Genomic DNA, 24,017 nt, shown 5'->3' on the forward strand with positions numbered 1-24,017 from the left:
GTTCGCTGCGTTCAATTTTGAAACGCTTAACCAGATTGGGCCTATTTGTACCGGGCTATACTGGAACCAGTATTCCCACGTTCTTTTTGCTAGCTTCTCAACTTTAACGAAACCGCTCAGGAGGTTACTGGAACACTAGCAAGCCGTGCAGGGTCTTTATCAATGGGCTTTGAATGCACCCGTTTAAACCGAGACCTGGTAACGGACCTCACCTGAGCGCATCACATCTCTCTGTGCCACCACCCGGCCTTGGACCACTCATGCATCTATTGTAGGCTTCGCGTTTAGCCTTTTGTTGGGCGTCCCATTCTGACTGCGACACACCCGGAGGCGCGGTTCCAAAACCGTTCGGCCCGAGATCACAAGCTGACAGGAACGCTGAGATGACGACTGGCACACCTAGTTTAAAAACGCACTTCATGGATGAATTTCCTCCCTCAATGCCGTCTCCGGCCCAGACGCAATATTGTCCCGCACAGGTCCGCATATCGCAGATTGCTAGGCGGATGTGTCTGCGCACACTCAAAGCTCAGACGAGCGACAAGTTGTTGCACACGGAGTCAAATGGATATCCCGGCAGATTGCCGCGACACTGAATGTGAATGCTGGTAAGCTCCAGTTTAGTGAGAAGCTGGGAAAAGTTCAATTGATTTACAAACACTTATATCGGTTGGCTCCCAAATGGGGTTGAGCTTCAATTAACTGTCGGTTTCGAAGTCGACGTGAATGTGATTGCCGTCGAAGTCACATAGATTGACCTGTACAAGCTGCATCCCCGGTACCGGATCAATGGTGTGGGCAATACCAATCCTTCTTAGCTTATCAACGAAAGCTTCGAAGTCATCAGCCTTGAAAGCAAAGTGTTCCAGTGATGGGTTTGCTCCAACCGCAGGTTCTTCACCTACTCCGACCAGATGTACGACGGCTGTACTGCCCAGATACAGCCATGCCCCTGGGAAGTTGAAAGCGGGTCGTTTCCCAGGATACAGGCCCAGTACTTGCCCGTACCACTCAACCATATCCTCAAGGTGTGTGGTGCGCACGTTTACGTGGTCAAAAGCTAGCAATCCCATACCTATTCCCTATGACTCGTTCTGATCTCAACAGCCTAAGGCGAGTAACAGCTCGCTATACTGTCCCGCGCGGCTCGAATCTCGTCCCCGAATGCCGTGTACAATTCCAGATAAGGGCTGACGGTTCTGTTGTCCGAAACATAGCTTCGGAACTCAGGCAAGTTGGGATGGTCGCGCAAGGACGCTTGCAATTTCTCAAAGCGTGCCTCCTGGGCAAGGTTGCTTGGGTCCGCATCAAGCCACTGATCCATGTCATCTTCGCCCCATTCGAGTACCCAGAAGGCATCGGGCTCAGCAAACCTTTCAGGATCATTTTCCCAAAGCCAGACTATTCGAGAGAGTCGCATTGAAAAGCTAACTTTAGAAGCTTCCGCGCCCAATGATGCAACCTCAGCAAAATCTGGGCGCTCGACAGATACCGTCTCGGCAAAGTCGTCCTGGAAGTCTAACTTGAGGTCCAATTCATTTAGCAGTGCTGGCTCTATGCAGGTCCAATCAGGTGCACCTATCGCTACACTAGGCAGCAACAAGGCATACAGCATTGCGGTGTGCTTGATGGCGTTTCTAACACTCATTCGAAACCTTTCTTTGAAAGCACCACCCGACCCCATTGGCCGTGTCGCCTTAGCCCAGAAACTGAATGCCCTGGGCGTCAAGCGCTAGCCTAAGATGTTTAACAGTAGAGGCATTACCCTCGCCCTGATGGAGCTTGTTCAAGGTGTTTCAATGCAATCCGGTCATTTCGGCCAAATCAGGGTTGCTAAGGCCCAGCGCGGATTTTGCCATTTAAACCGCTCTGGCGCCATCACCGCCCCATTTTTTGCGCGATTTGTACTTAGTAGGTGCTGTCTGCATGAGCTGTATCTGCTGCCTGGTCCCTAGAAACGGAGTAATGCTCTGAGTGTCCACCAACCAAATCAGACATTCAATCAACAATGATTCGGGGGATAAATCAGTGGATGTCAGACGGCCACCCAAGAAAGCAAATAAATTCCGATGTCATAGGGAGAAACATGGTGCCCAGGAGAGGACTCGAACCTCCACGTCCATACGGACACTAGCACCTGAAGCTAGCGCGTCTACCAATTCCGCCACCTGGGCAGGTGTCGTGGGGGGCGTTTAAGCTGACTGGCGGGGGGCGTCAACCAGATTCGCGCCCGTTTTGAAAGTTTTTTGAAGCAGCCCGATCAGAACGGTCCCCAGGTCCGAATTTCACGAGCACGCGGCGTTATTGCGCCTTGTTCGCCGCGCGCTTGGGCGCTAGATCAAACCTGACCCAGACAGCAGGAGCACCATCATGTCCAAGTTGGTCACGATTTACGGTGGATCGGGCTTTGTTGGCCGCTACATCGCGCGCCGTATGGCAGCCGAAGGATGGCGCGTCCGCGTGGCGGTGCGACGCCCGAATGAGGCGATGTTCGTCAAGCCCTATGGCGCTGTCGGGCAGGTTGAGCCCATCTTGTGCAACATTCGTGATGATGCCTCGGTTGCGGCTGCCATGCATGGTGTTGATGCGGTGGTGAACTGCGTGGGCGTTCTGAATGAGCTGGGAAAGAACGCGTTCGATGCGGTTCAGGCCGACGGAGCCGCGCGAATTGCACGCCTTGCTGCCGCGCAGGGTATTGGCAGAATGGTGCATATTTCGGCGATCGGCGCTGATGCTGAGTCAGACAGCCACTATGCGCGGACCAAGGCACAGGGCGAAGCTGCCGTGCTGCAGCACATGCCAGACGCCGTTATTCTGCGCCCATCGGTTATCTTCGGCACTGAGGACCAGTTCTTCAACCGCTTTGCCGGGATGACTCGGATGAGCCCGTTCTTGCCTCTGGTCGGGGCCGAGACCCGGTTCCAGCCCGTCTATGTCGATGATGTGGCACAGGCCGCGGTGTTGGGCGTGTTGGGCAAGGCCCAGCCGGGTGTTTACGAGTTGGGTGGACCGGAAACCAAAACCTTCCGGGCTCTGATGCAGCAGATGCTGGGCGTTATCCATCGGCGTCGGATCATTATTGGTATGCCGTTCTGGATCGCCAAAATCATGGCGGGCGGTCTGGATATTCTGAAATTCGTCAGCTTTCAGCTGTTTCCCAATCCGATCCTGACCCGTGACCAACTCAGGAATCTGCGGCGCGACAATGTGGTGTCGGAGGGGGCCAAAGGCTTTGCTGATCTGGGGATCGAGCCTACGACGCTTGAGTCGGTTTTGCCGGACTATCTTTGGAAATTCCGCCCTTCGGGTCAGTATGATGAGATTCAAGATTCGGCAAAGAACCTGCGGATCTGATCAGCTGTAAGCGATGATCAGCAGAACCGCACCCAGTATGACGCGATATATAACGTAGGGCGTAAAGCTCACGCTGCGTAACAAGCGCATCATCAGGCTGAGTGCGATGAGCGCAGCGACAAACGCAAAGAGCGCCGCAATTGCGCTGTCTTTGAGCAGTTGCACATCGAATTGTCCGAGAACATCAACGGATAGCAACGCGCCCGAGGCCAGAATGGTCGGGATGGACATCAGCATTGCAATCCGCGCGGCGTCCTCGCGATCATAGCCCAGTTGCCGTGCACCTGTAATCGTGATGCCCGAGCGCGACGTGCCCGGTATCAGGGCCAGCATTTGCCACAGTCCCATGATGACCGCGTCACGCAGGCTCCAGTCGACCGCCTTTCTCGTCTGCGCCCCTTTTTGATCCGACCAATACAGTAGCAGGCCAAAGCCAAGCATTGCCCAGCCGATCACCGCAATCGAGCGCAGGGCGTGCTGCAACCCGGTCAAATACAGGACTGCACCAGCCACCACCGTCGGAATGGTCGCAACGATCAGGCCCAGGGCAAGCCGTGCTTCGGGCTGCTCGGAACGGCCCCGCAATGCGTCCGGCAATCCCGACAGGGCGCGCATGACGTCCTCTCGGAAGTACAGAACGACAGCCCCCAGCGTTCCGACGTGGACCGCGACGTCTATCGCCAGCCCTTGGTCATCGATTCCGGTGAGAAGCGGCAGAAGGATCAGATGGCCCGAAGAGGACACGGGCAGAAACTCGGTGACGCCCTGAATGATCGCCACGAGAATCAGGTGGAATAAGCTCATCTGCTCGGCTCTGCGCTATGGTCGTTTTTCTTATGAACTATGGGTATAAGTGCGGTGTGCGAAAGGAAAGAGTTCAAATAGGTCCGAATCGGAACTAAAAATCAGGATATCTGCTTATTTTGCATGCTGTTTCCTAGTGTTTCTTATATATAGGTCAATATTGCTGACTTTTAATCCCGAAAGGCTTCCCGTAAAGAAGCCGAACCTAGCCAATTCATGGAGTCCGACCCGTGGCCAAGCAACCGATGCTGAAATTTGTGCAGATCGACCGTGACATGCCCGAAAAGCGTGCCGCGGGTGACCGCAAGGAAGACTTTGATGAAATCTATGCAGAATATGCTGCCGAGAAAGCGGCTGAGCAAGCCAGCCGGTGCAGCCAGTGCGGTGTACCCTATTGCCAGTCGCATTGTCCGTTGCACAACAACATCCCGGACTGGCTGAACCTCACGGCGACTGGGCGGTTGGCCGAGGCTTATGCAACCAGTCAGGCCACCAATACGTTTCCCGAGATCTGCGGGCGTATCTGTCCGCAGGATCGTCTGTGTGAAGGCAATTGCGTCATTGAGCAATCGGGTCACGGCACGGTCACCATCGGCTCGATCGAGAAATACATCACCGACACCGCCTGGGACAAAGGTTGGGTGAAACCCGTCGTACCCGGTGTTGAGCGTAGCGAGAGCGTTGGTATCATTGGCGGTGGGCCCGGTGGTCTGGCGGCGGCGGATATGCTGCGCCGGGCGGGTGTTCAGGTCACGGTCTATGACCGCTATGACCGCGCCGGAGGGCTGTTGATGTACGGTATCCCCGGCTTCAAGCTGGAAAAGGACATCGTGCAGCGCCGCAATGATCTGCTGGCCGATGGCGGTGTGACGTTCGAGCTGAACTGCGACGTCGACGCCACGAAATTCGAAGAAATTCGTGCAAAGCATGACGCTGTGATCATCGCGACCGGTGTTTACAAATCCCGTGATCTGACCATGCCCGGCAGCGGGCTGGCAGGCATCGAAAAGGCCATCGACTTCCTGACCGCCTCGAACCGCAAAAGCTTTGGTGACGCGGTGGAAGATTTCGACAATGGCCGTCTGAATGCAGATGGCAAGAAGGTCGTGGTCATCGGCGGCGGCGATACCGCGATGGATTGCGTGCGCACCTCGATCCGTCAGGGCGCGACCTCGGTCAAATGCCTGTACCGTCGTGACCGGGCCAATATGCCGGGCTCGCAGCGCGAGACGCAGAACGCCGAGGAAGAAGGCGTGATCTTTGAATGGCTCAGCGCGCCCAAAGGGTTCACTGGCGATGACAAGGTGACCGGCGTGATGGTGCAGAAAATGCGTCTGGGACAGCCGGATGCGTCGGGTCGTCAGGCACCTGAAGTTATCGAAGGTGCCGATTATGTCGAAGACGCCGATCTGGTGATCAAAGCTTTGGGTTTTGAGCCCGAAGATCTGCCCACGCTGTTCGGTCAGCCCGACCTGCCCGTGACCCGCTGGGGCACCGTCAAGGCGGCATTCCAGACCGGCGAGACCGAGATGGATGGCGTCTATGCCATCGGCGACATCGTGCGCGGGGCCTCTTTGGTCGTGTGGGCGATCCGCGATGGCCGCGACTGCGCCGATGCGATCATCGACCGGTTCAATGCCAAAGCGGCTGTTGCAGCCGAATAAGCCCAGCGATCAGGAGCGACAGCAATGCCCGAATTGCAAGGCCAATGCATGTGCGGTGCGGTCACCGTGACCGCGACCCCTGCGCGCGATGCGCTGGGCGCGTGCCATTGTGATCAGTGTCGCAGCTGGACCAGCTCAATGCTGATGACCTTTCAGGCCGAACCCGGATATGCTGCGTTGGGCCCGGTGAAAACCTTCACTTCATCCGACTGGGCCGAGCGCGCCTTTTGTGCCGACTGCGGCTCGGCGCTTTGGTACCGGATCACCCTGCCTGGTGAGATGCACGGACACACACAGATGGCGGCAGGGCTGTTCGACGACACCCAGCTGCCGCTGCAAATTGAACTCTATATCGACAAAAAGCCCGAGGGCTACGCGTTCGCAGGCGAGCGCAGGCAGATGACCAAAGCAGAGGTCGAAGCCATGTATGCCCCCTCTGATCAAGGAGACAGCCAATGACCAAATATGATGCCGATTGGGTGCGGGCCGAAGAAGCCAAACGCCAGTGGATGACTGAAAACGGTCTCTATTCCGAGGAAGAAGAGCATTCGTCCTGCGGCGTCGGCCTTGTTGTCTCTGTCGACGGTAAGCCGTCGCGCAAGGTTGTAGATGCCGGGATTGACGCGCTCAAGGCGATTTGGCACCGCGGTGCGGTGGATGCCGACGGCAAGACCGGCGATGGGGCGGGTATTCATGTCCAGATCCCGGTGCCGTTCTTTTACGACCAGATCCGGCGGACCGGACACGAGCCTGATATGGACAATCTGATCGCGGTGGGTCAGGTGTTCTTGCCGCGCACTGATTTCGGCTCGCAAGAGCGTTGCCGTACCATCGTCGAATCCGAAGTTCTGCGCATGGGCTACTACATTTACGGCTGGCGTCACGTGCCGGTCGACGTCACCTGTCTGGGTGAAAAGGCCAATGCCACCCGGCCTGAAATTGAGCAGATCCTGATCTCGAACAGCAAAGGCGTCGATGAAGAGACTTTTGAGCGTGAGCTGTATGTGATCCGTCGTCGCATCGAAAAAGCCGCTGCGGCTGCTGGGATTTCCGGCCTTTATCTGGCGTCGCTGTCCTGCCGCTCGATCATCTACAAGGGCATGATGCTGGCCGAACAGGTTGCGGTTTTCTACCCCGACCTGATGGACGAACGCTTTGAATCGGCCTTTGCGATTTATCACCAGCGCTATTCGACCAACACCTTCCCGCAATGGTGGCTGGCCCAGCCGTTCCGCATGCTGGCGCATAACGGTGAGATCAACACGCTGAAGGGCAACATCAACTGGATGAAGAGCCATGAGATACGCATGGCCTCCGGAACCTTTGGTGACTATGCCGAAGATATCAAGCCGATCATCGCAGGTGGATCGTCGGATTCGGCTGCATTAGACTCGGTTTTTGAGGTTCTGGTGCGCGCGGGCCGCTCAGCCCCCATGGCGAAAACCATGCTGGTGCCGGAAAGCTGGTCCAAACAGGCGGTTGAGTTGCCGCAGGCATGGCGCGATATGTATTCCTATTGCAACTCGGTGATGGAACCCTGGGACGGGCCTGCCGCTCTGGCCATGACCGATGGTCGCTGGGTTTGTGCCGGTCTTGACCGGAACGGCTTGCGCCCGATGCGCTATGTGGTGACAGGCGACGGTCTGGTCATTGCCGGCTCCGAGGCCGGGATGGTGCCGATTGATGAGGCATCGGTGACCGAAAAAGGCGCGCTGGGCCCGGGTCAGATGCTGGCCGTGGACATGAAGAAGGGCAAGCTGTTCCGCGACAAGCAGATCAAGGATAAGCTGGCGCGCGCTTTGCCGTTTGGTGAGTGGGTTGGCAAGATCCACGATCTGGATGAAGCCCTTGCCGGTGTGGCCGAGACGCCCAAGTTTACCGGCGAAGAGCTGCGCAAGCGTCAGATCGCGGCGGGTTATTCGGTTGAAGAGTTGGAGCAGATCCTTGCTCCCATGGCTGAGGACGGCAAAGAAGCGCTGGCCTCGATGGGGGATGACACGCCGTCGGCTGTGTTGTCCAAGCAGTACCGCCCGCTGAGCCATTTCTTCCGGCAGAATTTCAGCCAGGTGACCAACCCGCCCATCGACAGTTTGCGCGAATACCGCGTGATGTCGCTGAAAACCCGGTTCGGCAACTTGAAGAACGTTCTGGATGAAGACAGCAGCCAGACTGAAATCGTGGTTCTGGGCAGCCCCTTCGTGGGCAATGCGCAGTGGGACAAGCTGGTCGAAAACCTCGATGCACCGCTGGTCGAAATCGACTGCAGCTTTGAACCCGGGCAGGGCGCCCTGAGCGCCGCTTTGTCCCGTGTTAGAGCCGAAGCGGAAGAGGCCGTGCGCTCGGGCGCGGGGCATCTGGCGTTGTCGGACATGAACTCGGGCGAGGGCCGTGTGGCGATGCCGATGATCCTTGCGACCAGCGCTGTGCACTCGCACCTGACCCGTCAGGGGCTGCGGACGTTCTGTTCACTGAACGTACGCTCGGCAGAATGTGTCGATCCGCATTACTTTGCCGTGTTGATCGGCTGTGGCGCGACCGTGGTGAACGCTTATCTGGCCGAGGATTCGCTGGCCGACCGCATTGATCGCGGGCTGCTGGATGGGACGCTGACCGAAAACGTCGCGCGCTATCGCGAGGCGATTGATCAGGGCCTGCTGAAGATCATGGCCAAGATGGGGATTTCGGTGATTTCGTCCTACCGTGGAGGCCTGAACTTTGAGGCCGTGGGCCTCAGCCGTGCGATGGTGGCCGAGTATTTCCCGGGCATGACCAGCCGGATTTCCGGCATCGGCGTCACCGGGATTCAGGCCAAGGCCGAGGAAATCCACGCCAAAGGCTGGGACACCGGTCTGGACGTGCTGCCCATCGGTGGATTCTACAAGGCACGGAAATCGGGCGAGACCCATGCATGGGAAGCGACCTCGATGCATATGATGCAAATGGCCTGTAACAGAGCCTCATATGAGCTGTGGAAGCAGTATTCGGCCAAGATGCAGTCGAACCCGCCGATCCACCTGCGCGACCTGATGGATTTCAAGCCGCTGGGTAAGTCGGTGCCGATTGAAGAGGTCGAATCGATCACCTCGATCCGGAAACGCTTTGTCACGCCGGGCATGTCGCTGGGCGCGCTGTCGCCCGAGGCGCACAAGACGCTGAACGTGGCGATGAACCGGATTGGCGCAAAGTCTGACTCGGGTGAAGGTGGGGAAGATCCCGCACACTTCGTGCCGGAGCCCAATGGCGACAACCCATCGGCCAAGATCAAACAGGTGGCCTCGGGCCGGTTTGGTGTAACCGCCGAATACCTGAACCAGTGCGAAGAGCTTGAGATCAAGGTCGCGCAAGGCGCAAAACCCGGTGAGGGCGGTCAGTTGCCGGGCATGAAGGTGACTGACCTCATCGCGCGTCTGCGTCATTCGACCAAAGGCGTGACGCTGATTTCGCCGCCGCCGCACCACGATATCTACTCGATCGAGGATCTGGCGCAACTGATCTACGACCTGAAGCAGATCAACCCGCGCTGCAAGGTGACGGTGAAGCTGGTTGCGTCCTCGGGCGTGGGCACGATTGCCGCCGGTGTGGCCAAGGCGAAAGCGGATATTATCCTTATTTCGGGTCACAATGGTGGCACGGGCGCATCGCCTGCGACCTCGATCAAATATGCCGGTCTTCCGTGGGAGATGGGCTTGACCGAGGCGCATCAGGTTCTGGCGATGAACAACCTGCGCGACCGTGTGACCCTGCGGACCGATGGTGGCCTGCGGACCGGTCGTGACATTGTCATGGCCGCGATGATGGGGGCCGAGGAATACGGTATCGGCACCGCAGCGCTTATCGCGATGGGCTGTATCATGGTGCGTCAGTGCCAGTCGAACACCTGCCCGGTCGGCGTGTGTACGCAGGACGAGAGCCTGCGCGCCAAGTTCACCGGTAACGCCGACAAGGTCGTCAACCTGATCACCTTCTACGCGCAGGAAGTACGCGAGCTGCTGGCCAGCCTGGGTGCTCGGTCCATTGACGAGATCATCGGACGCGCAGACTTGCTGGCTCAGGTCAGCCGCGGCTCGGCGCATCTGGACGACCTGGACCTGAACCCGCTGCTGATCACCGTCGATGGCGCGCATGACATCGTCTACAACCGCGACAAGGATCGCAATGCGGTGCCGGATACTCTGGATGCCGAGATCGTGCGCGATGCGGCGCGGTTCCTGAAAGACGGTGAGAAGATGCAGCTGTCTTACGCCATCCAGAACACGCATCGGACCGTAGGCACGCGTGTCTCAAGCCATATCGTGCAGAATTTCGGTATGCAGAACACCTTCCAGGACGACCACCTGCATGTGAAACTGCAAGGCTCGGCAGGCCAGTCGCTTGGGGCCTTTGCGGCACCGGGGCTCAAGCTGGAAGTATCCGGCGATGCCAATGACTATGTCGGCAAAGGTCTGTCAGGCGGTATGATCGTCGTGCGCCCACCTCAGGTCAGCCCGCTGAAGGCGGATGACAACACGATCATTGGCAACACCGTCCTGTACGGTGCCACCGACGGCCACCTGTTCGCGGCAGGCCGCGCCGGTGAGCGGTTCGCGGTGCGAAACTCGGGCGCCAAAGTGGTGATCGAGGGCTGTGGGTCCAACGGGTGTGAATACATGACCGGCGGGGTGGCCGTTATCCTTGGCGATATCGGGGCCAACTTTGGCGCCGGCATGACGGGTGGTATGGCGTACTTGTATGACCCGGAAGGCCGGGCGCAGGCGCTGATGAACATGGAAACGTTGGTGACCTGCCCGGTCAGCGTCGATCACTGGGAAGCCCAGCTGAAATCCCTGATCGAGCGTCACATGGCCGAAACCCATAGCCGAAAAGCCGCGGATATTCTGCAACATTGGGATGTAGAGAAAGCCCATTTCCTTCAGGTCTGCCCGAAAGAAATGCTCAACAAGCTTAGCCATCCTCTGACGCTTGAGGCGGCGGCGGTTCCCGCCGAATAGGCTCTGATAAAGGCGAAAAGACGGCCCTGCGTGCTCGAAATGACACGCGGGGCTTTCATTATGTGGTTGCATAAGAGGCTGATTTCTTGCCCGCGTCGCAGAAAACACCCAGCTTTGGTCATAGTTTGTTCGGGAATTGCAGGCAGTCTGCAGCCGTGTGGAGAGTGAGTTTGGAGTAGTCAGATGCCCACGACCTATACGGACCAGTTCTTCGTCCTTGACCCGGCCAATCCGGGCGCGAACGGGACGGTGGTTGGTTCAACACTCACGGTGCAGAGTTTTGATATCGTCGATCAGAACGACGACGACCTGATCAACCGGCTGAACGATGACTCGGTGGATGGTGTGGACATCACCGCATCCTACTTCAATGACATGGTGACGATCGAGCTGCCCGACGGCTCACAGGTGACCTATACCGGTGTCACCTTCTATCTCGCGGATGGGCGAGAGGTGTTTACCCCGACCGACGGGTCAGTCCTGCAACAGGGGACGTTTGTTTCATCTTCGGTGACGGATTTCAGCGATGATGGGGCGTCCTTCGGCTCGGTCAATATCGACAATGGCGATCTTGGGCCGCCGTGTTTCACACCGGGCACGTTGATCGCCACCCCGGATGGTCCATGCCCCATCGAAGACCTCAAGCCCGGCGATCTGGTGAATACTGCCGACAGCGGCGCCAAGCCTGTGCTGTGGATTGGGCGCACCACGGTTGAGGCCCGCGGCAAGCTGGCGCCCATCCGGTTCGAGGCCGGGATGTTCGGGCTCAGCCAACCGTTGTTGGTGTCCCCGCAGCATCGGATGCTGATCGACGATTGGCGGGCGCCCTATCTTTATGGTCATTCCGAAGTGCTGATAGCTGCCCATTGTCTGGTGAACGGCACCAGTGTGACGCGTGTTGAAGGCGGCGAGGTTGATTATATCCACCTGCTGTTCCGCCGGCACGAGATCGTATTTGCCAATGGGGCCAAAAGCGAAAGCTATTACCCCGGTCATGCCATCGCGCAGACCGAGCGTGATACGCAGGCCGAGGTCATTGGGCTGTTCCCTGAATTGCAGGCGCGTGGGGCGGTTGCCGCCAAAACCGCGCGCCCGGTGATCCGCCCGCGCGACGGGCGGCTGATGTCAAAATAATCCGTTTCAAATACGCCTGTCGCGGCGTATAGCAAGGCATGGCAAAAAAAGCAGGCCGCAAGACTCGCGGTAAGAAAAAACAGGCGACCAAGGCGAATACGGTATCAGGCGCAATCGCGTGGGTGCGACGCTGGGTGCTGCGTGCCGTGTTGGCGGTGGCGGCCGTTTTTGTGGCACTTGTGTTGCTTTACACGGTCGTGAATCCGCCGGTCACGCATACAATCTGGTCCGAATGGCGGCGGCTCGGGCAGATCGAGCGTGAGTGGGTTCCGATTCAAGAGATTTCACCCATCATGGCCCGGTCAGTGGTGGCGGCGGAGGACGCGAATTTCTGCCTGCATTGGGGGTTTGACGTCGAAGCGATCCGCGACGCGCTGGAGGATGGCGGCAGCCGTGGGGCTTCGACCATCACGCAGCAGGTGGTGAAGAACGTGTTCCTGTGGCAGGGGCGCAGCTGGGTGCGCAAGGCACTTGAGACCTCGATGACCCCGGTGGTCGAGATCGTCTGGAGCAAGCAGCGGATCCTTGAGGTCTATCTGAACGTCGCCGAAACCGGTCAGGGCGTGTTTGGGGTCGAGGCGGCGGCGCAGAAATATTATGGCGTCAGCGCCGCGAAGATGAGCCCCGTGCAGGCGGCGCGGTTGGCGGCGATCCTGCCCTCGCCGCGCAACCGCTCAGTGACTGATCCTTCGGTGCGCACACGCAGGCGGGCGGCGTCAATTCTGGACGGAGCGGCCACCATCCGCGCAGATGGACGCGCTGACTGTTTCGAGGATTGAAACCCCGCCCCCACTGGCGCTAAAGCTTTAAGCGTATTCTTTGTTTCGAATGGAAATCCATGGCGCGTCTGTTTCACGTTCCCCTCTCGCCCTATTGTCGCAAAGTTCGCCTGTCTCTGGCCGAAAAGAAGATCGAGGTTGAGCTGGTCGAAGAACGATACTGGGAACAAGACCCGGACTTCCTGCGCCGCAACCCGGCGGGCAAGGTCCCGGTGCTGCGGCTGGATGGGCAGATCATGGCCGAAAGCGCCGCGATCTGCGAATACATAGAAGAGACGCGCCCCGAGCCGCCATTGATGCCCAAAAAGCCCGAAGCGCGGTATGAGGTGCGGCGGCTTGTGGGATGGTTCGATGACAAGTTTCATCACGAGGTGACGTCGAAGCTGCTGTATGAGCGGGTGAACAAGAAGGTGACCGGTCAGGGGTATCCGGACAGCAAGAACGTCAAGGAAGGTGCGCGGGCGATCAAGTATCATTTGGATTACATGGCCTGGTTGCTGGACCACCGCCGCTGGCTGGCCGGGGATCAGATGACATTGGCCGATTTTGCCGCAGCGGCGCATCTGTCGGCGCTGGACTATATCTCGGACGTGGACTGGAACCGGAGTGCCGCGGTGAAGGATTGGTATGCGAAGATTAAGTCTCGGCCAGCGTTTCGGTCGATCCTGGCGGATCAGGTGCCGGGGTTTCGGCCGCCGGCGCATTACGCTGATCTGGATTTCTGATATCTAAAGTAGGACCGGGGCTGTCTGCCCCCGGACCCCCGAGGATATTTATGGCCAGATGAAGGACGGATCGGATTTTAAGGAGCGGGTGGTACAGCAGGCCCTTGCCGAGGGGTTTGTGGCTTGCCGGGTGTGCCGCCCGTGGGATGTGCCTCAAGTGGCCGGGCGGTTGGAGGCGTTTCTGCAGGCCGGGTATCATGGGCAGATGGGGTGGATGGCGGAACGGAGCCATTGGCGGGGCGATCCATCGGCGCTGTGGCCCGAGGCGCGATCGGTGATCATGCTGGCCGAGAGCTATACGCCTGAGCATGATCCGACCGAGGTTTTGGCGCATCCCGCGCTGGGGGCGATTTCGGTCTATGCGCAGAACAAGGATTATCATGATCTGGTCAAGAAGCGCCTGAAACGGTTGGCGCGGTGGCTGATTGCCAAAGCGGGCGGCGAGGTGAAGGTGTTTGTCGACACCGCACCGGTGCCGGAGAAGGCGTTGGGGCAGGCGGCCGGGTTGGGGTGGCAGGGCAAACATACCAATCTGGTCAGTCAGGATTGGGGCAATTGGGCCTTTTTAGGGTCTGTTTTTACCACACTGGACTTGTCCGTGGATGGGGCCGAGGTTGATCATTGCGGGTCCTGCCGGGCCTGTTTGGACGCCTGCCCGACGGACGCGTTTCCCGCGCCCTACCAGTTGGACGCGCGTCGTTGTATTTCATACCTGACGATCGAGCATAAGGGGCCGGTGGATGAGGATCTGCGGGGGCTATTGGGCAACCGGATTTATGGGTGCGATGACTGTCTGGCGGCCTGCCCCTGGAACAAGTTTGCGGTTGCGGCCAGTGATCTGCGCTACGCGGCGCGGGAGGAGTTGAAGGCTCCTCCGCTGGCAGAACTGGCGTCTTTGGATGATGCGGCGTTTCGGGCGATGTTTTCGGGCTCGCCGATCAAGCGGATTGGGCGGGATCGGTTTGTGCGCAATGTGCTTTATGCGATTGGCAATTCTGATCAGCCGGCGCTGAGGCCTGTTGCACAGGGTCTGACTGATGATCCTGATCCGACCGTCGCGGATGCGGCGCGCTGGGCGGTGGCGCGGTTGTCGTAAACGGGCTGGACGCGCCGCAGGAAAACGCTACACCCGATTCTGGCGAACAGATGGAGGACCCGATGGCGCTGGCTTTGGGGGTGGATACGGGCGGAACCTATACGGATGCAGTGCTGATCCGGGATGAGCGCGAGGTGATAGCCTCGGCCAAATCTCTGACCACGCGGGCGGATCTGGCGATTGGGGTGGGCCGAGCGGTATCTGCGGTGCTTGAGATAGCCAACATTGCGCCGGATCAGATCGGCATGGCGTCGCTGTCGACCACCTTGGCCACCAATGCGCTGGTCGAGGGGCAGGGCGGGCGCGTGGCGCTGATCTATGTTGGCTTTCGCGAAAGCGATTTGGAAAAGCATGGGCTGCGGGATGCGCTGAAGGGTGACCCGGCTTTGGTGCTGGCCGGAGGGCACAATCATGCCGGAGGGCAGGCCTCTGAGCTGGATATCGCGGGGCTTGAAGCCTTTTTAGACTCTCATACGGGCATCTCCGGCTATGCGGTTGCGGCGCAGTTTGCCACAAGAAATCCTGCGCATGAATTGGAAGTGGCCCGCGTGATTGCTGAGCGTACTGGTATTCCGGTCACCTGTTCGCATCACCTGTCGGCCAAGCTGAACGGGCCGAAACGGGCGGTGACGGCGGTGTTGAATGCCCGGCTGATCGGGATGATCGACCGGCTGATCGGGCGCGCGCAGGACCAGTTGCAGGCGCAGGGGATCACCGCGCCGATGATGGTCGTGCGTGGCGATGGTGCGTTGATGAGCGCAGAACAGGCGCGCGAACGGCCCATTGAGACCATTCTAAGCGGGCCCGCCGCATCAATTGTGGGTGCACGCTGGCTGACTGAGGCTGAGAATGCGCTGGTGTCTGATATCGGGGGCACCACAACCGATGTGGCGCTGATCCGCGATGGGAAGCCCGCCATCGATCCGGCAGGCGCGCAGGTGGGCGGCTTTCGCACCATGGTCGAGGCGGTGGCGATGCGCACCCATGGTCTGGGCGGCGACAGTCAGGTGCATGTGGTCACCGAAGGCCTGGGCGGCGGCGTCTTCCTTGGACCGCGCCGGGTGCTGCCGGTGTCGCTGATTGCAACCGAGGCCCCTGAGGTGGTGCATGCGGCGCTGGATGAACAACTGCGCGCCACGACCGTGGGGGAGCATGACACCCGGTTTGCCCGTCGAGTGCCGGGTATCCCTGCCGAAGGGATAGGCCCGCGTGAGGCCGTGTTGTTAGAACGTCTGGCAGACCGTGTGGTGCCGCTGAGCGGACTACTGCAGACCCGGATGGAACATGGGGCGCTTAGCCGTCTGGTGGATCGCGGGGTCGTGCAGGTCTCGGGCGTGACGCCGTCGGATGCCAGCCACGTTCTGGGGCGGCTTGCGGATTGGGACGTTGACGCCGCGCGCAAGGCGCTGGAACTGGTGGCGCGAAAGCGGGTTGGGTCAGGCGACCGGCTTGCGCAGTCGCCCGAGGCATTGGCGCAGATCATTGTGGATCAGCTGACCGAACAGACCGCTTTGACCTTGTTAGAGACTGCTTTTGCCGAGGAAAGCAACGGTTTCGACCTGCCTGCGAAAGAACTGGCGCGTCATGTTCTGACCCAACGCGGGCTGGCCAAGCATCGCGGGCTGGTCGCGCTGGATACAGCGCTGAATGTGAATGTGGTGGGTCTTGGGGCCTCGGCCCCCAGCTATTACCCGGCGGTCGGAGAGCGGCTGCATTGCAACATGGTGCTGCCGGAACATGCCGGTGTCGCGAATGCCATCGGTGCCGTGGTGGGGCGATTGACTCTGCGGCGGACCGGCACCGTGACCTCGCCTGCCGAAGGCCGCTATCGTGTGCATCTGGAAGAGGGGCCGCAGGATTTCTCGGATTCCAACAGCGCCTTGCAGTTGCTCGAAGATGTGTTGCGGGGTGAGGCTGAAGGTGCGGTGCGCGACGCCGGGGCTGAAGACATCCGCGTGACCGTCGACCGTGACATCCGCACGGCCAAGATCGAAGCACAGGAAGTGTTTGTCGAGGCGCTGATCACGGTTGAGGCCAGCGGACGGCCCCGCGTGGCGGTGGGGTAGCCCCAAGCGGGGCTACCGGACGGTTACTCTGCCGCGCTGGATCGTTTCGGCAGTACCCAATCCGGGCGCGGGAAATGGCAGGTATAGCCGTTGGGGATACGCTCAAGGTAATCCTGATGCTCGGGCTCGGCTTCCCAGAAATCACCGACGGGCTCAAGCTCAGTCACCACCCTGCCGGGCCAGATACCGCTGGCATTCACATCGGCAATCGTGTCCTCGGCCACCTGTTTCTGCGCGTCATCCACGTAGTAAATGGCCGAACGATAGCTCATCCCGCGGTCGTTGCCCTGACGGTTGATCGTGGTCGGGTCGTGGATCTGGAAAAAGAACTCCAGCAGATCGCGATAGGTGATCTGTGCGGGATCGAACCAAATCTCGATCCCCTCGGCATGGGTTCCATGGTTGCGATAGGTGGCGTTGGGCACATCGCCCCCGGTATATCCCACACGGGTGCGGGACACGCCCGGCAGTTTGCGGATCAGGTCCTGCATGCCCCAAAAGCAGCCCCCGGCCAGAACGGCGCGTTGTTCGGTCATCAGATATCCTCCACATGAATCAGGAATTCGCCATAGCCTTCGGCCTCCATCTCGTCGCGATGGATGAACCGCAGCGAGGCGGAATTGATGCAATAACGTAGCCCACCATGCTCACGAGGGCCATCGGGGAAGACATGGCCCAGATGGCTGTCACCATGTTTCGAGCGGACCTCGGTGCGGATCATGCCCAGCGTGCGGTCTTCCAGCTCTTCGACATGCTCATGCACGATGGGCTTGGTAAAGCTGGGCCAGCCGCAGCCGGATTCGTATTTATGGGTCGAGGCGAACAGCGGCTCACCCGAGACGATGTCCACGTAGATGCCCGGTTCATTGTTGTGCAGCAGCTTGCCTGTGCCCGGGCGTTCGGTTCCGCTGCGTTGGGTGACGTGGAATTCTTCCGGTGACAGGGCGGCAATGACCTCGGGGTCCTTGGTGTAACGGGACATGGCTCCTCCGGTGGTGGGTTGGTGATGTACTATTTGGGCGCATCTGAGGGGAAATCAAAGTCATATTTCAATCTGATCGCGGGCCCGTGCGGGTGATCCGGTACGCCGTTGATCGCGTATCTCTTACAACAGGAGGTGACAATATGTTTCGGATGGCTCTTCTAACGGCCCTGATCTTGTTGGGCAAAGCCGTGCAGGCCGCGCCGCTGACCGCCGAGTTTTCATCGATTGATGGCGGAACCCTATCGCTGGAAGACTGGCGCGGGCAACCTGTGCTGGTGGTCAACACGGCGTCGTTGTGTGGGTTCACCGGGCAATATTCTGACCTGCAGACCCTGCACGAAACCTATGAGGAACGCGGTTTGATCGTGCTTGCGGTGCCCTCGAATTCATTCAACCAAGAGCTGGAATCAGCAAGCGACGTCAAAGAGTTCTGCGAGTTCAACTATAACCTCACGTTGCCGATGACTGATATCACCGAGGTCAAAGGCCCAGATGCACACCCTTTCTACCAAGCCGTCGCTGCCGAGACCGGCTTCGTCCCGAGCTGGAATTTCAACAAGATACTCATTGATCCAGAAGGGGCCGTTGTCGCCACTTACGGGTCGGGCACCAAGCCGAATGCGCCCATCTTAATCAGTCAGGTTGAGGCTTTGCTGCGCTGATCAGGTTGCCGCGCGATTTGCACAGCGAGAATTCCCAGTGTCGTGACACCGACGCCCAACAGGTCCATGGGACCCAGCTTTTCGCCCAACAGGGCTGCGGCTATGGCGACGCCGAACACGGGGTTGAGGAAGTGGAACGTGGCCGCGCGGATCGGCCCGATGCGATCCAAAAGAAGGAACCAGATCAAAGTAGCCAACAGGCCGGGGAACAGGGTTGTATAGGTGAAAGCCAGCACAAAGGGCAGTGTTGGGTGGATGTAGATTGTCTCGAACACCGGCGCGGCGAGGAACAGGGCCGCCGAGCCCACCAGCATCTGCAGCCCGACCACCATCATGAAATTCCCGCCCGAGGTCGCACCGCGCACTGCCAGTGTTGCAAATGTCAGGGCCAAGGCGCCGATTCCGCACAGCAATACGCCAAACAGATCGACACCCGCGCTGATCCGACTGCTCATGATCAGCGCCACCCCGGCAAAGCCCGCCAGCAGCCCGAGGATGCCCAGCGGGCGCAGCCTCTCGGCCAATAGCAGCCAACCGGCCAATGCCACCAGCAGCGGCATGGTCGATGCAATGATCGCGGCAACCGAGGCTTCGACGGTCTGCATTGCGTAGAAGTTCAGACCCAAATACAGGGCATTTTGACAGATTCCGAACAGGATCGTTGCGCGCCATTGCGGCCGTGTCAGATGCCAGCTTTGGCCCATGGCGCGAGCGATTGCGACACCAATCAGCCCCGAAATCAAAAACCGCAGCGCCAGCGAAAACAGCGGTGAGGCATCGGCCACAATGATCCGTGCCGAGGTAAAGGCCGAGGACCAGATCAGGGCAAAGATAAGCCCCATGGCAATGGCGCGCAGATCCATTTCGGCCTCCTGATGACAACCGGGCGACTGTCCCCGGTTTTTGACCCGACCGCAAGAAAAAGGGGCCGCCTGTCGGCGACCCCTTCGATCTTGTGATCTGTCAGCGGCGGTTTAGCCGTTGACGCTGTCCTTCAGGGCCTTGGCGATGGTCATCTTGACCACTTTGTCGGCCTCTTTCTTGAACTGCTCGCCGGTGGCGGGGTTGCGCACCATGCGCTCGGGGCGCTCGCGGCAGTAGATTTTGCCAACGCCGGGCAGGGTGACGGCGCCACCAGCCGAAACTTCGCGGGTGATCAGGCCGGTCATGGCCTCCAGCGCGGCGTTCGCGGATTTCTTGTCAGTTCCCATTTCCTCAGCGAGAGCAGCAACCAGCTGAGTCTTTGTCATAGGCTTTGCCATTTCTTGGTCTCCTTAACGTGCCCGATAATTTGGGCCTCACCGCGTAACTGTAACGGGATATTGTGGGCGAACACAACGAATAGTAGCGCTGAAAACCCTAAAAATATGGGGAAATCGTTGCTTTTTTGCTTCAGAGAAAGGCCGTTTCGTCGAAGGAACGCAATTTCCGGCTGTGCAGACGCTCCAGCGGCATGCCGCGCAGATGCTCCATGGCGCGGATTCCGATGGCCAGATGGCGGCTGACCTGCGTTGTATAGAACGCCGAGGCCATGCCGGGAAGCTTTAATTCGCCGTGCAGGGGCTTGTCGGACACGCACAGCAACGTGCCATAGGGAACCCGGAACCTGTACCCGTTCGCGGCAATCGTCGCGCTTTCCATATCCAGCGCAATCGCGCGCGATTGGCTGAGACGTTGCACCGGGCCGGATTGATCCCGCAGCTCCCAGTTCCGGTTGTCCACCGAGGCGACAGTGCCGGTGCGCATGATCCGCTTCAGCTCATAGCCTTCCAGCTTGGTCACTTCAGCCACAGCCTGTTCCAGTGCGACCTGAACCTCGGCCAGGGGTGGGATCGGCACCCAGACGGGCAGGTCGTCGTCCAGCACCTTGTCCTCGCGCAGATAGGCATGGGCCAGCACGAAATCCCCCAACGCCTGCGTGTTGCGCAGCCCGGCACAGTGGCCGACCATCAGCCAGGCATGCGGGCGCAGCACTGCAATATGATCGGTGGCGGTTTTGGCGTTCGACGGTCCGACCCCGATATTGACCAGGGTGATCCCCGACCCATCCGCGCGTTTCAGGTGATAGGTCGGCATTTGCGGCAGCTTCAGGGGCTGCTCGATCGGAGTGTTTGGATCCGTGATCTCGACATTTCCGGTCGAGACAAAGCTGGTATACCCGCTGTCGGGATCAGCCAGCTGCGTGCGGGCGTAGTTTTCAAACTCCGAGACATAGAACTGGTAGTTTGTGAACAGGACGTGGTTCTGGAAGTGGTCGGGGTCCGTTGCGGTGTAATGCGACAGGCGCGCCAGAGAGTAATCGACGCGCTGGGCGGTAAACAAAGCCAGCGGCCCGGTGCCGTTGTCGGGTTCGTGCACGCCGTTGACGATGTCGTCATTGGTGGTGTTCAGGTCCGGTACATCAAAGGCGTCGCGCAGGGTGAACCCTGCTGGGCCTTGTTGCAGCGCGCTCATCTCGGCATTGTTGGCGACCGCAAAATGTACCGGGATCGGTGTGTCAGATGCCCCGATGGTCACGGGCTGGTCGTGGTTCTTGATCAACAGCGCGATCTGCTGGATCAGGTAGTATCGGAACAGATCGGGCCGTGTAACGGTGATCGCATGTGTGCCGGGTTCCGAAACGTGACCAAAGCTTAGCCGGCTGTCGACCTGCGCGTAAGATGACGTCTTGATGCGAATTTCCGGGTAGTAGGCTCTGAATCGTTCGGTCGGAGCGCCATCGCGCATGGCCATGGCAAAGCTGTCACACAGGAAGCTGGTGGCTTGGTTGTAAAGCTCCTCCAGCCGCGCAACGGCGGCTTCGGGGTCGGTAAATGTTTCGGCCAGCGGGGCCTCGGGCGTATTGATAATGGTCATGCAAGCGGTTCCAGAAGGTCTATCTTTTCGAATGTGCGCACATCTACCAGCCCAAGGTCCGAGATCCGCAGTTCCGGGATCACCACAAGGGCCAGCAACGAGTGCTGCATGTAAGCGTTGTTGAGCTGACAGCCGCAGGCCTGCATCGCCTCGACCATCTTTTGCGCCTTGGCGGCCACTTCGGTTGCCGGGCTGTCGGACATCAGGCCGGCGATGGGCAGTTCCACCAGCGCCAGTTCTTCGCCATCGCGGAAAATCGTGATACCGCCACCCACCTCGGCCAGCCGGTTCGCCGCCAGCGCCATCTGTTCGCGATCGGTGCCGACGACAATCATATGGTGGCTGTCATGCGCCACGGTCGAGGCCATGGCCATGCGTCCCTGATACCCGAACCCCGAGACAAAGGCATTGGTCACCCCGCCCGTGGCGCGATGCCGTTCCACCAGCGCGATCTGGCAGACATCGTCTTCGCCTTCGACCAGCCCGCCGATGATCGGCAATTCGGCCTTCAGCGCCTGCGTGGGGGCCTGATTTTCGACCACGCCGATGACATTGGCCCTGACGCGATTGGCCCCGGCGGGGGCTTTGATTTCAAAATCGGTGCCCGCCAACGCATGACCCAGATGCACCGTGTTGCGCGCAGTCGCAGGCCAGTTCAGGTGCGGGCACTCCACCGTGACCTTGCCACCCTCGGCCACGATCTGTCCGCGGGCGATCACCGTCTCAATCGGCAGCTCGGTCAGGTCCGAGGTCAGGATCACATCCGCGCGCCGTCCGGGTGTGATCGAGCCGATCTCGCGTTCAAGCCCGAAATGGGTCGCGGTGTTCAGCGTTGCCATCTGCAGCGCGACCACAGGATCGCACCCGCAAGCAATCGCATGCCGCACCACGCGATTCATGTGTCCGTCATTGACCAAAGTGCCCGAATGGCAGTCATCGGTGCACAGAATGAAGTTACGCGGGTCCAGACCTTTTTCTGTCACCGCCGTAATCTGGCTTTCCACATCGTACCAGGCCGAGCCCAGCCGCATCATCGACCGCATCCCCTGCCGCACCCGTGCGATGGCGTCGGCCTCGCACGTACCTTCGTGATCGTCAGCGGGGCCTCCGGCCACATAAGCCGCGAAATCAGACCCTAAATCGGGCGAAGCATAGTGTCCGCCCACCGTTTTGCCCGCCCGCTGTGTCGCCGCGATCTCAGCCAGCATCTTCGGGTCGCCATGGATCACACCGGGGAAGTTCATCATCTCGCCCAGCCCGATGATGCCGGGCCAGGCCATCGCCTCGGCGACATCTTCGGCGGTGATCTCATAGCCGGTGGTCTCAAGCCCCGGGGCCGAGGGCGCGCAGGACGGCATCTGGGTGAAGATATTCACCGGCTGCAGCAGCGCCTCATCATGCATCAGCCGCACACCTTCCAGCCCCAGCACATTGGCGATCTCATGCGGGTCGGTGAACATTGAGGTGGTGCCGTGTGGGATCACCGCGCGGGCGAATTCCGCCGGGGTCAGCATTCCGGATTCGATATGCATGTGCGCGTCACACAAGCCGGGGATCATGTAGCGGCCTTGCGCTTCGATGATCTGTGTCTCAGGACCCGTACAATGCGCGGCATCGGGTCCGACATAAGCCACCCGTCCGGCGGCAATGGCGACATCGTGATCGGGCAGCAGCTCGCGGGTATGCACGTTTACCCAGACGCCGCCACGTATGACCATATCAGCCGCCTCGCGACCTGCGGCAACAGCGATAAGGCGGGGGGCGGTGTCGGGCCAACTGGGGAAAGTCTTGTATTCCATGGCCCAACTTTCCCGAATGCGGCAGAAGGTGCAACCCCCGCCGCGCACCTATCATGAAATCATCACAATCCCTGAATAAGGCACCACCCTCAGCGCGTCAGCGCTGCCACCCCCAACCAGAGGAGAGGCCCCGCAGGGGCCGCGACGATGGGCGGGAGGGCTCCGTTCTAGGCAGACACATCCGCCGCGATTTCCGTTCGTATCCAATCGGCAAAAGCAACTGCACCGGGGTTTTCCTCGGCCTGAGGCGACAGCAGCAGGTAGTAAGCCTCGGGCATTTCGGCGCGATGGGGGAAGGGGGCGACCAGTTGGCCCTGGTCGATCAGGTGTCGGGCGATAGTGTCATGGGCCAGGCACAGCCCCCCGCCCGCCATGGCGACCGACAGGCTGACCAGATAGGTGGTGGAATAGGTGATTGGCGGATTTTCCCAATTTAGACCCTGATCTTCGGCCCATCCCGCCCAGTTCGACAGCAGGTTCGAGCAGTCGAACAGCAGTTGCCGTTGCAGGTCCTCCAGCGTCACCGTGAACCCCGGCGCGCAGACCGGATAATAGTGATCGGTCCGCAGCAACTCGGTCCGTACGGTGTCGGCGGGGCGCAGGGAATAGCGGATTTCGACCGCAGCGCCCTCGGCCATTTCGCGGGGCTCCCACAGTTCGGTGAAGATGTTCAGATGCACCTCGGGATGCTGCGCCCGAAACCGGGGCAGTCGTGGGGCCAGCCAGTTGACCGCGAAGGTGATGTTGCTTTGCACCTGCACCGCGTTTTGTTGTGCTCCGGTTACAGCCTGGGTGCCGCGTACAAGCGTACGAAAGGCTTCGCGCACGACGGGCAGATAGGTGATGCCGGCCTCGGTCAGTTCCAGCGCGCGGGGGCGGCGCAGGAACAGGGGCTGTCCCAGATACCCCTCCAGCGACTTGATCTGCTGACTGACCGCGCTTTGGGTCATGTTCAAATCTCGCGCCGCGCCGGTGAAAGAAAGATGCCGGGCCGCGGCCTCGAACGTGCGCAACCACCCCAGCGGAGGAAGCTGTTTCTGCATTTGCATAACCTTGCCATTAGTTTTACTAATGAAATAGGTGCAATTTTTTCGTTGGTCAAATA

General features: G+C 59.6%; 20 protein-coding genes and 1 tRNA gene. 10 read left to right on the forward strand and 11 right to left on the reverse strand.

Features of this window, described 5'->3' with window-relative positions; genetic code table 11:
* Positions 1-698: 698 nt before the first annotated feature.
* The 3 genes from ACR3EN_RS06060 to ACR3EN_RS06070 all read right to left on the reverse strand — a co-directional run bounded on the left by ACR3EN_RS06060 (position 699) and on the right by ACR3EN_RS06070 (position 2,174).
* Entirely contained in the window at positions 699-1,073 is a 375-nt protein-coding gene (locus ACR3EN_RS06060) for a VOC family protein (protein WP_480825777.1), read from the reverse strand.
* 35 nt (positions 1,074-1,108) lie between these two features.
* Complete coding sequence (locus tag ACR3EN_RS06065; protein ID WP_480871201.1) at positions 1,109-1,648, reverse strand: hypothetical protein; 540 nt, start codon at positions 1,646-1,648, stop codon at positions 1,109-1,111.
* A gap of 439 nt (positions 1,649-2,087) precedes the next feature.
* Positions 2,088-2,174, reverse strand: a tRNA-Leu gene (locus ACR3EN_RS06070).
* 196 nt (positions 2,175-2,370) lie between these two features.
* On the opposite strand from ACR3EN_RS06070, the gene ACR3EN_RS06075 reads away from it, so the two are divergent.
* Complete coding sequence (locus ACR3EN_RS06075) at positions 2,371-3,354, forward strand: complex I NDUFA9 subunit family protein (RefSeq protein WP_480871203.1); 984 nt, start codon at positions 2,371-2,373, stop codon at positions 3,352-3,354.
* Here ACR3EN_RS06075 and ACR3EN_RS06080 read toward each other — a convergent pair whose 3' ends face one another.
* Positions 3,355-4,158 carry an undecaprenyl-diphosphate phosphatase gene (locus tag ACR3EN_RS06080; RefSeq protein ID WP_480825783.1) on the reverse strand — a complete coding sequence of 268 codons (804 nt, stop codon included), beginning with the start codon at positions 4,156-4,158 and terminating at the stop codon, positions 3,355-3,357.
* Between the two features lie 230 nt (positions 4,159-4,388).
* Here ACR3EN_RS06080 and ACR3EN_RS06085 point away from each other — a divergent pair, with 230 nt between their 5' ends.
* The 8 genes from ACR3EN_RS06085 to ACR3EN_RS06120 all read left to right on the forward strand — a co-directional run bounded on the left by ACR3EN_RS06085 (position 4,389) and on the right by ACR3EN_RS06120 (position 16,610).
* Entirely contained in the window at positions 4,389-5,822 is a 1,434-nt protein-coding gene (locus ACR3EN_RS06085) for an NAD(P)-dependent oxidoreductase (RefSeq protein ID WP_480825785.1), read from the forward strand.
* Positions 5,823-5,846: 24 nt separating this feature from the next.
* Positions 5,847-6,281 (forward strand): GFA family protein, encoded by a 435-nt coding sequence (locus ACR3EN_RS06090; protein ID WP_480825787.1) that lies wholly within the window; start codon positions 5,847-5,849, stop codon positions 6,279-6,281.
* A complete protein-coding gene (gltB, locus tag ACR3EN_RS06095; RefSeq protein ID WP_480825789.1) occupies positions 6,278-10,810 on the forward strand; it encodes a glutamate synthase large subunit in 4,533 nt (1,510 codons plus the stop codon). The genes ACR3EN_RS06090 and gltB overlap by 4 nt, the downstream gene beginning before the upstream one ends.
* 183 nt (positions 10,811-10,993) lie before the next feature.
* Positions 10,994-11,944, forward strand: coding sequence for a Hint domain-containing protein (locus tag ACR3EN_RS06100; protein WP_480825791.1), 951 nt, complete (start codon positions 10,994-10,996; stop codon positions 11,942-11,944).
* Positions 11,945-11,982: 38 nt separating this feature from the next.
* Complete coding sequence (mtgA, locus tag ACR3EN_RS06105; RefSeq protein ID WP_480825793.1) at positions 11,983-12,723, forward strand: monofunctional biosynthetic peptidoglycan transglycosylase; 741 nt, start codon at positions 11,983-11,985, stop codon at positions 12,721-12,723.
* A gap of 59 nt (positions 12,724-12,782) precedes the next feature.
* Entirely contained in the window at positions 12,783-13,448 is a 666-nt protein-coding gene (gene fzlA / locus ACR3EN_RS06110) for an FtsZ-binding protein FzlA (RefSeq protein ID WP_480533865.1), read from the forward strand.
* A 58-nt stretch (positions 13,449-13,506) separates the two neighbouring features.
* Entirely contained in the window at positions 13,507-14,544 is a 1,038-nt protein-coding gene (queG, locus tag ACR3EN_RS06115; protein WP_480825795.1) for a tRNA epoxyqueuosine(34) reductase QueG, read from the forward strand.
* A gap of 62 nt (positions 14,545-14,606) precedes the next feature.
* On the forward strand, positions 14,607-16,610 hold the full coding sequence (locus ACR3EN_RS06120) for a hydantoinase/oxoprolinase family protein (protein WP_480825797.1): 2,004 nt from the start codon (positions 14,607-14,609) through the stop codon (positions 16,608-16,610).
* Positions 16,611-16,633: 23 nt separating this feature from the next.
* Here ACR3EN_RS06120 and msrA read toward each other — a convergent pair whose 3' ends face one another.
* Both msrA and msrB read right to left on the reverse strand, forming a co-directional pair.
* Entirely contained in the window at positions 16,634-17,146 is a 513-nt protein-coding gene (gene msrA / locus ACR3EN_RS06125; RefSeq protein ID WP_480825799.1) for a peptide-methionine (S)-S-oxide reductase MsrA, read from the reverse strand.
* A complete protein-coding gene (msrB, locus tag ACR3EN_RS06130) occupies positions 17,146-17,592 on the reverse strand; it encodes a peptide-methionine (R)-S-oxide reductase MsrB (protein WP_480825801.1) in 447 nt (148 codons plus the stop codon). The genes msrA and msrB overlap by 1 nt, the downstream gene beginning before the upstream one ends.
* A gap of 143 nt (positions 17,593-17,735) precedes the next feature.
* Between msrB and ACR3EN_RS06135 the strand changes: the two genes are divergently transcribed.
* The gene (locus ACR3EN_RS06135; protein ID WP_480825803.1) at positions 17,736-18,257 is read left to right on the forward strand and encodes a glutathione peroxidase; all 522 of its coding nucleotides are present in this window, start codon (positions 17,736-17,738) and stop codon (positions 18,255-18,257) included.
* Here the strand turns inward: ACR3EN_RS06135 and ACR3EN_RS06140 are convergent.
* The 5 genes from ACR3EN_RS06140 to ACR3EN_RS06160 all read right to left on the reverse strand — a co-directional run bounded on the left by ACR3EN_RS06140 (position 18,233) and on the right by ACR3EN_RS06160 (position 23,955).
* The gene (locus tag ACR3EN_RS06140) at positions 18,233-19,120 is read right to left on the reverse strand and encodes a DMT family transporter (RefSeq protein ID WP_480825805.1); all 888 of its coding nucleotides are present in this window, start codon (positions 19,118-19,120) and stop codon (positions 18,233-18,235) included. The two genes, ACR3EN_RS06135 and ACR3EN_RS06140, sit on opposite strands and share 25 nt — an antisense overlap.
* Before the next feature lie 111 nt (positions 19,121-19,231).
* Positions 19,232-19,519, reverse strand: a complete 288-nt coding sequence (locus ACR3EN_RS06145; RefSeq protein WP_010442901.1) for an HU family DNA-binding protein — start codon at positions 19,517-19,519, stop codon at positions 19,232-19,234.
* Between the two features lie 130 nt (positions 19,520-19,649).
* Positions 19,650-21,113, reverse strand: coding sequence for an AMP nucleosidase (locus tag ACR3EN_RS06150; protein WP_480825807.1), 1,464 nt, complete (start codon positions 21,111-21,113; stop codon positions 19,650-19,652).
* Entirely contained in the window at positions 21,110-22,912 is a 1,803-nt protein-coding gene (gene ade, locus ACR3EN_RS06155) for an adenine deaminase (RefSeq protein WP_480825809.1), read from the reverse strand. Before ade ends, ACR3EN_RS06150 begins: the two co-directional genes overlap by 4 nt.
* 167 nt (positions 22,913-23,079) lie before the next feature.
* On the reverse strand, positions 23,080-23,955 hold the full coding sequence (locus ACR3EN_RS06160; RefSeq protein ID WP_480825811.1) for a LysR family transcriptional regulator: 876 nt from the start codon (positions 23,953-23,955) through the stop codon (positions 23,080-23,082).
* Between the last annotated feature and the right edge of the window lie 62 nt (positions 23,956-24,017).

The sequence above is a fragment of the Ruegeria sp. G7 genome (assembly GCF_056535465.1).

Bases quoted from the DNA above. Each gene is read 5' to 3' on its own strand.
- queG (WP_480825795.1), top strand. From the start codon at position 13,507: ATGAAGGACGGATCGGATTTTAAGGAGCGGGTGGTACAGCAGGCCCTT.
- ACR3EN_RS06150 (WP_480825807.1), bottom strand. From the start codon at position 21,113: ATGACCATTATCAATACGCCCGAGGCCCCGCTGGCCGAAACATTTACC.
- msrA (WP_480825799.1), bottom strand. From the start codon at position 17,146: ATGACCGAACAACGCGCCGTTCTGGCCGGGGGCTGCTTTTGGGGCATG.
- ACR3EN_RS06065 (WP_480871201.1), bottom strand. From the start codon at position 1,648: ATGAGTGTTAGAAACGCCATCAAGCACACCGCAATGCTGTATGCCTTG.
- gltB (WP_480825789.1), top strand. From the start codon at position 6,278: ATGACCAAATATGATGCCGATTGGGTGCGGGCCGAAGAAGCCAAACGC.
- ACR3EN_RS06160 (WP_480825811.1), bottom strand. From the start codon at position 23,955: ATGCAGAAACAGCTTCCTCCGCTGGGGTGGTTGCGCACGTTCGAGGCC.
- ACR3EN_RS06135 (WP_480825803.1), top strand. From the start codon at position 17,736: ATGTTTCGGATGGCTCTTCTAACGGCCCTGATCTTGTTGGGCAAAGCC.
- ACR3EN_RS06080 (WP_480825783.1), bottom strand. From the start codon at position 4,158: ATGAGCTTATTCCACCTGATTCTCGTGGCGATCATTCAGGGCGTCACC.
- ade (WP_480825809.1), bottom strand. From the start codon at position 22,912: ATGGAATACAAGACTTTCCCCAGTTGGCCCGACACCGCCCCCCGCCTT.
- ACR3EN_RS06100 (WP_480825791.1), top strand. From the start codon at position 10,994: ATGCCCACGACCTATACGGACCAGTTCTTCGTCCTTGACCCGGCCAAT.
- msrB (WP_480825801.1), bottom strand. From the start codon at position 17,592: ATGTCCCGTTACACCAAGGACCCCGAGGTCATTGCCGCCCTGTCACCG.
- ACR3EN_RS06140 (WP_480825805.1), bottom strand. From the start codon at position 19,120: ATGGATCTGCGCGCCATTGCCATGGGGCTTATCTTTGCCCTGATCTGG.
- fzlA (WP_480533865.1), top strand. From the start codon at position 12,783: ATGGCGCGTCTGTTTCACGTTCCCCTCTCGCCCTATTGTCGCAAAGTT.
- ACR3EN_RS06060 (WP_480825777.1), bottom strand. From the start codon at position 1,073: ATGGGATTGCTAGCTTTTGACCACGTAAACGTGCGCACCACACACCTT.
- ACR3EN_RS06145 (WP_010442901.1), bottom strand. From the start codon at position 19,519: ATGGCAAAGCCTATGACAAAGACTCAGCTGGTTGCTGCTCTCGCTGAG.
- ACR3EN_RS06120 (WP_480825797.1), top strand. From the start codon at position 14,607: ATGGCGCTGGCTTTGGGGGTGGATACGGGCGGAACCTATACGGATGCA.
- ACR3EN_RS06075 (WP_480871203.1), top strand. From the start codon at position 2,371: ATGTCCAAGTTGGTCACGATTTACGGTGGATCGGGCTTTGTTGGCCGC.
- ACR3EN_RS06090 (WP_480825787.1), top strand. From the start codon at position 5,847: ATGCCCGAATTGCAAGGCCAATGCATGTGCGGTGCGGTCACCGTGACC.
- mtgA (WP_480825793.1), top strand. From the start codon at position 11,983: ATGGCAAAAAAAGCAGGCCGCAAGACTCGCGGTAAGAAAAAACAGGCG.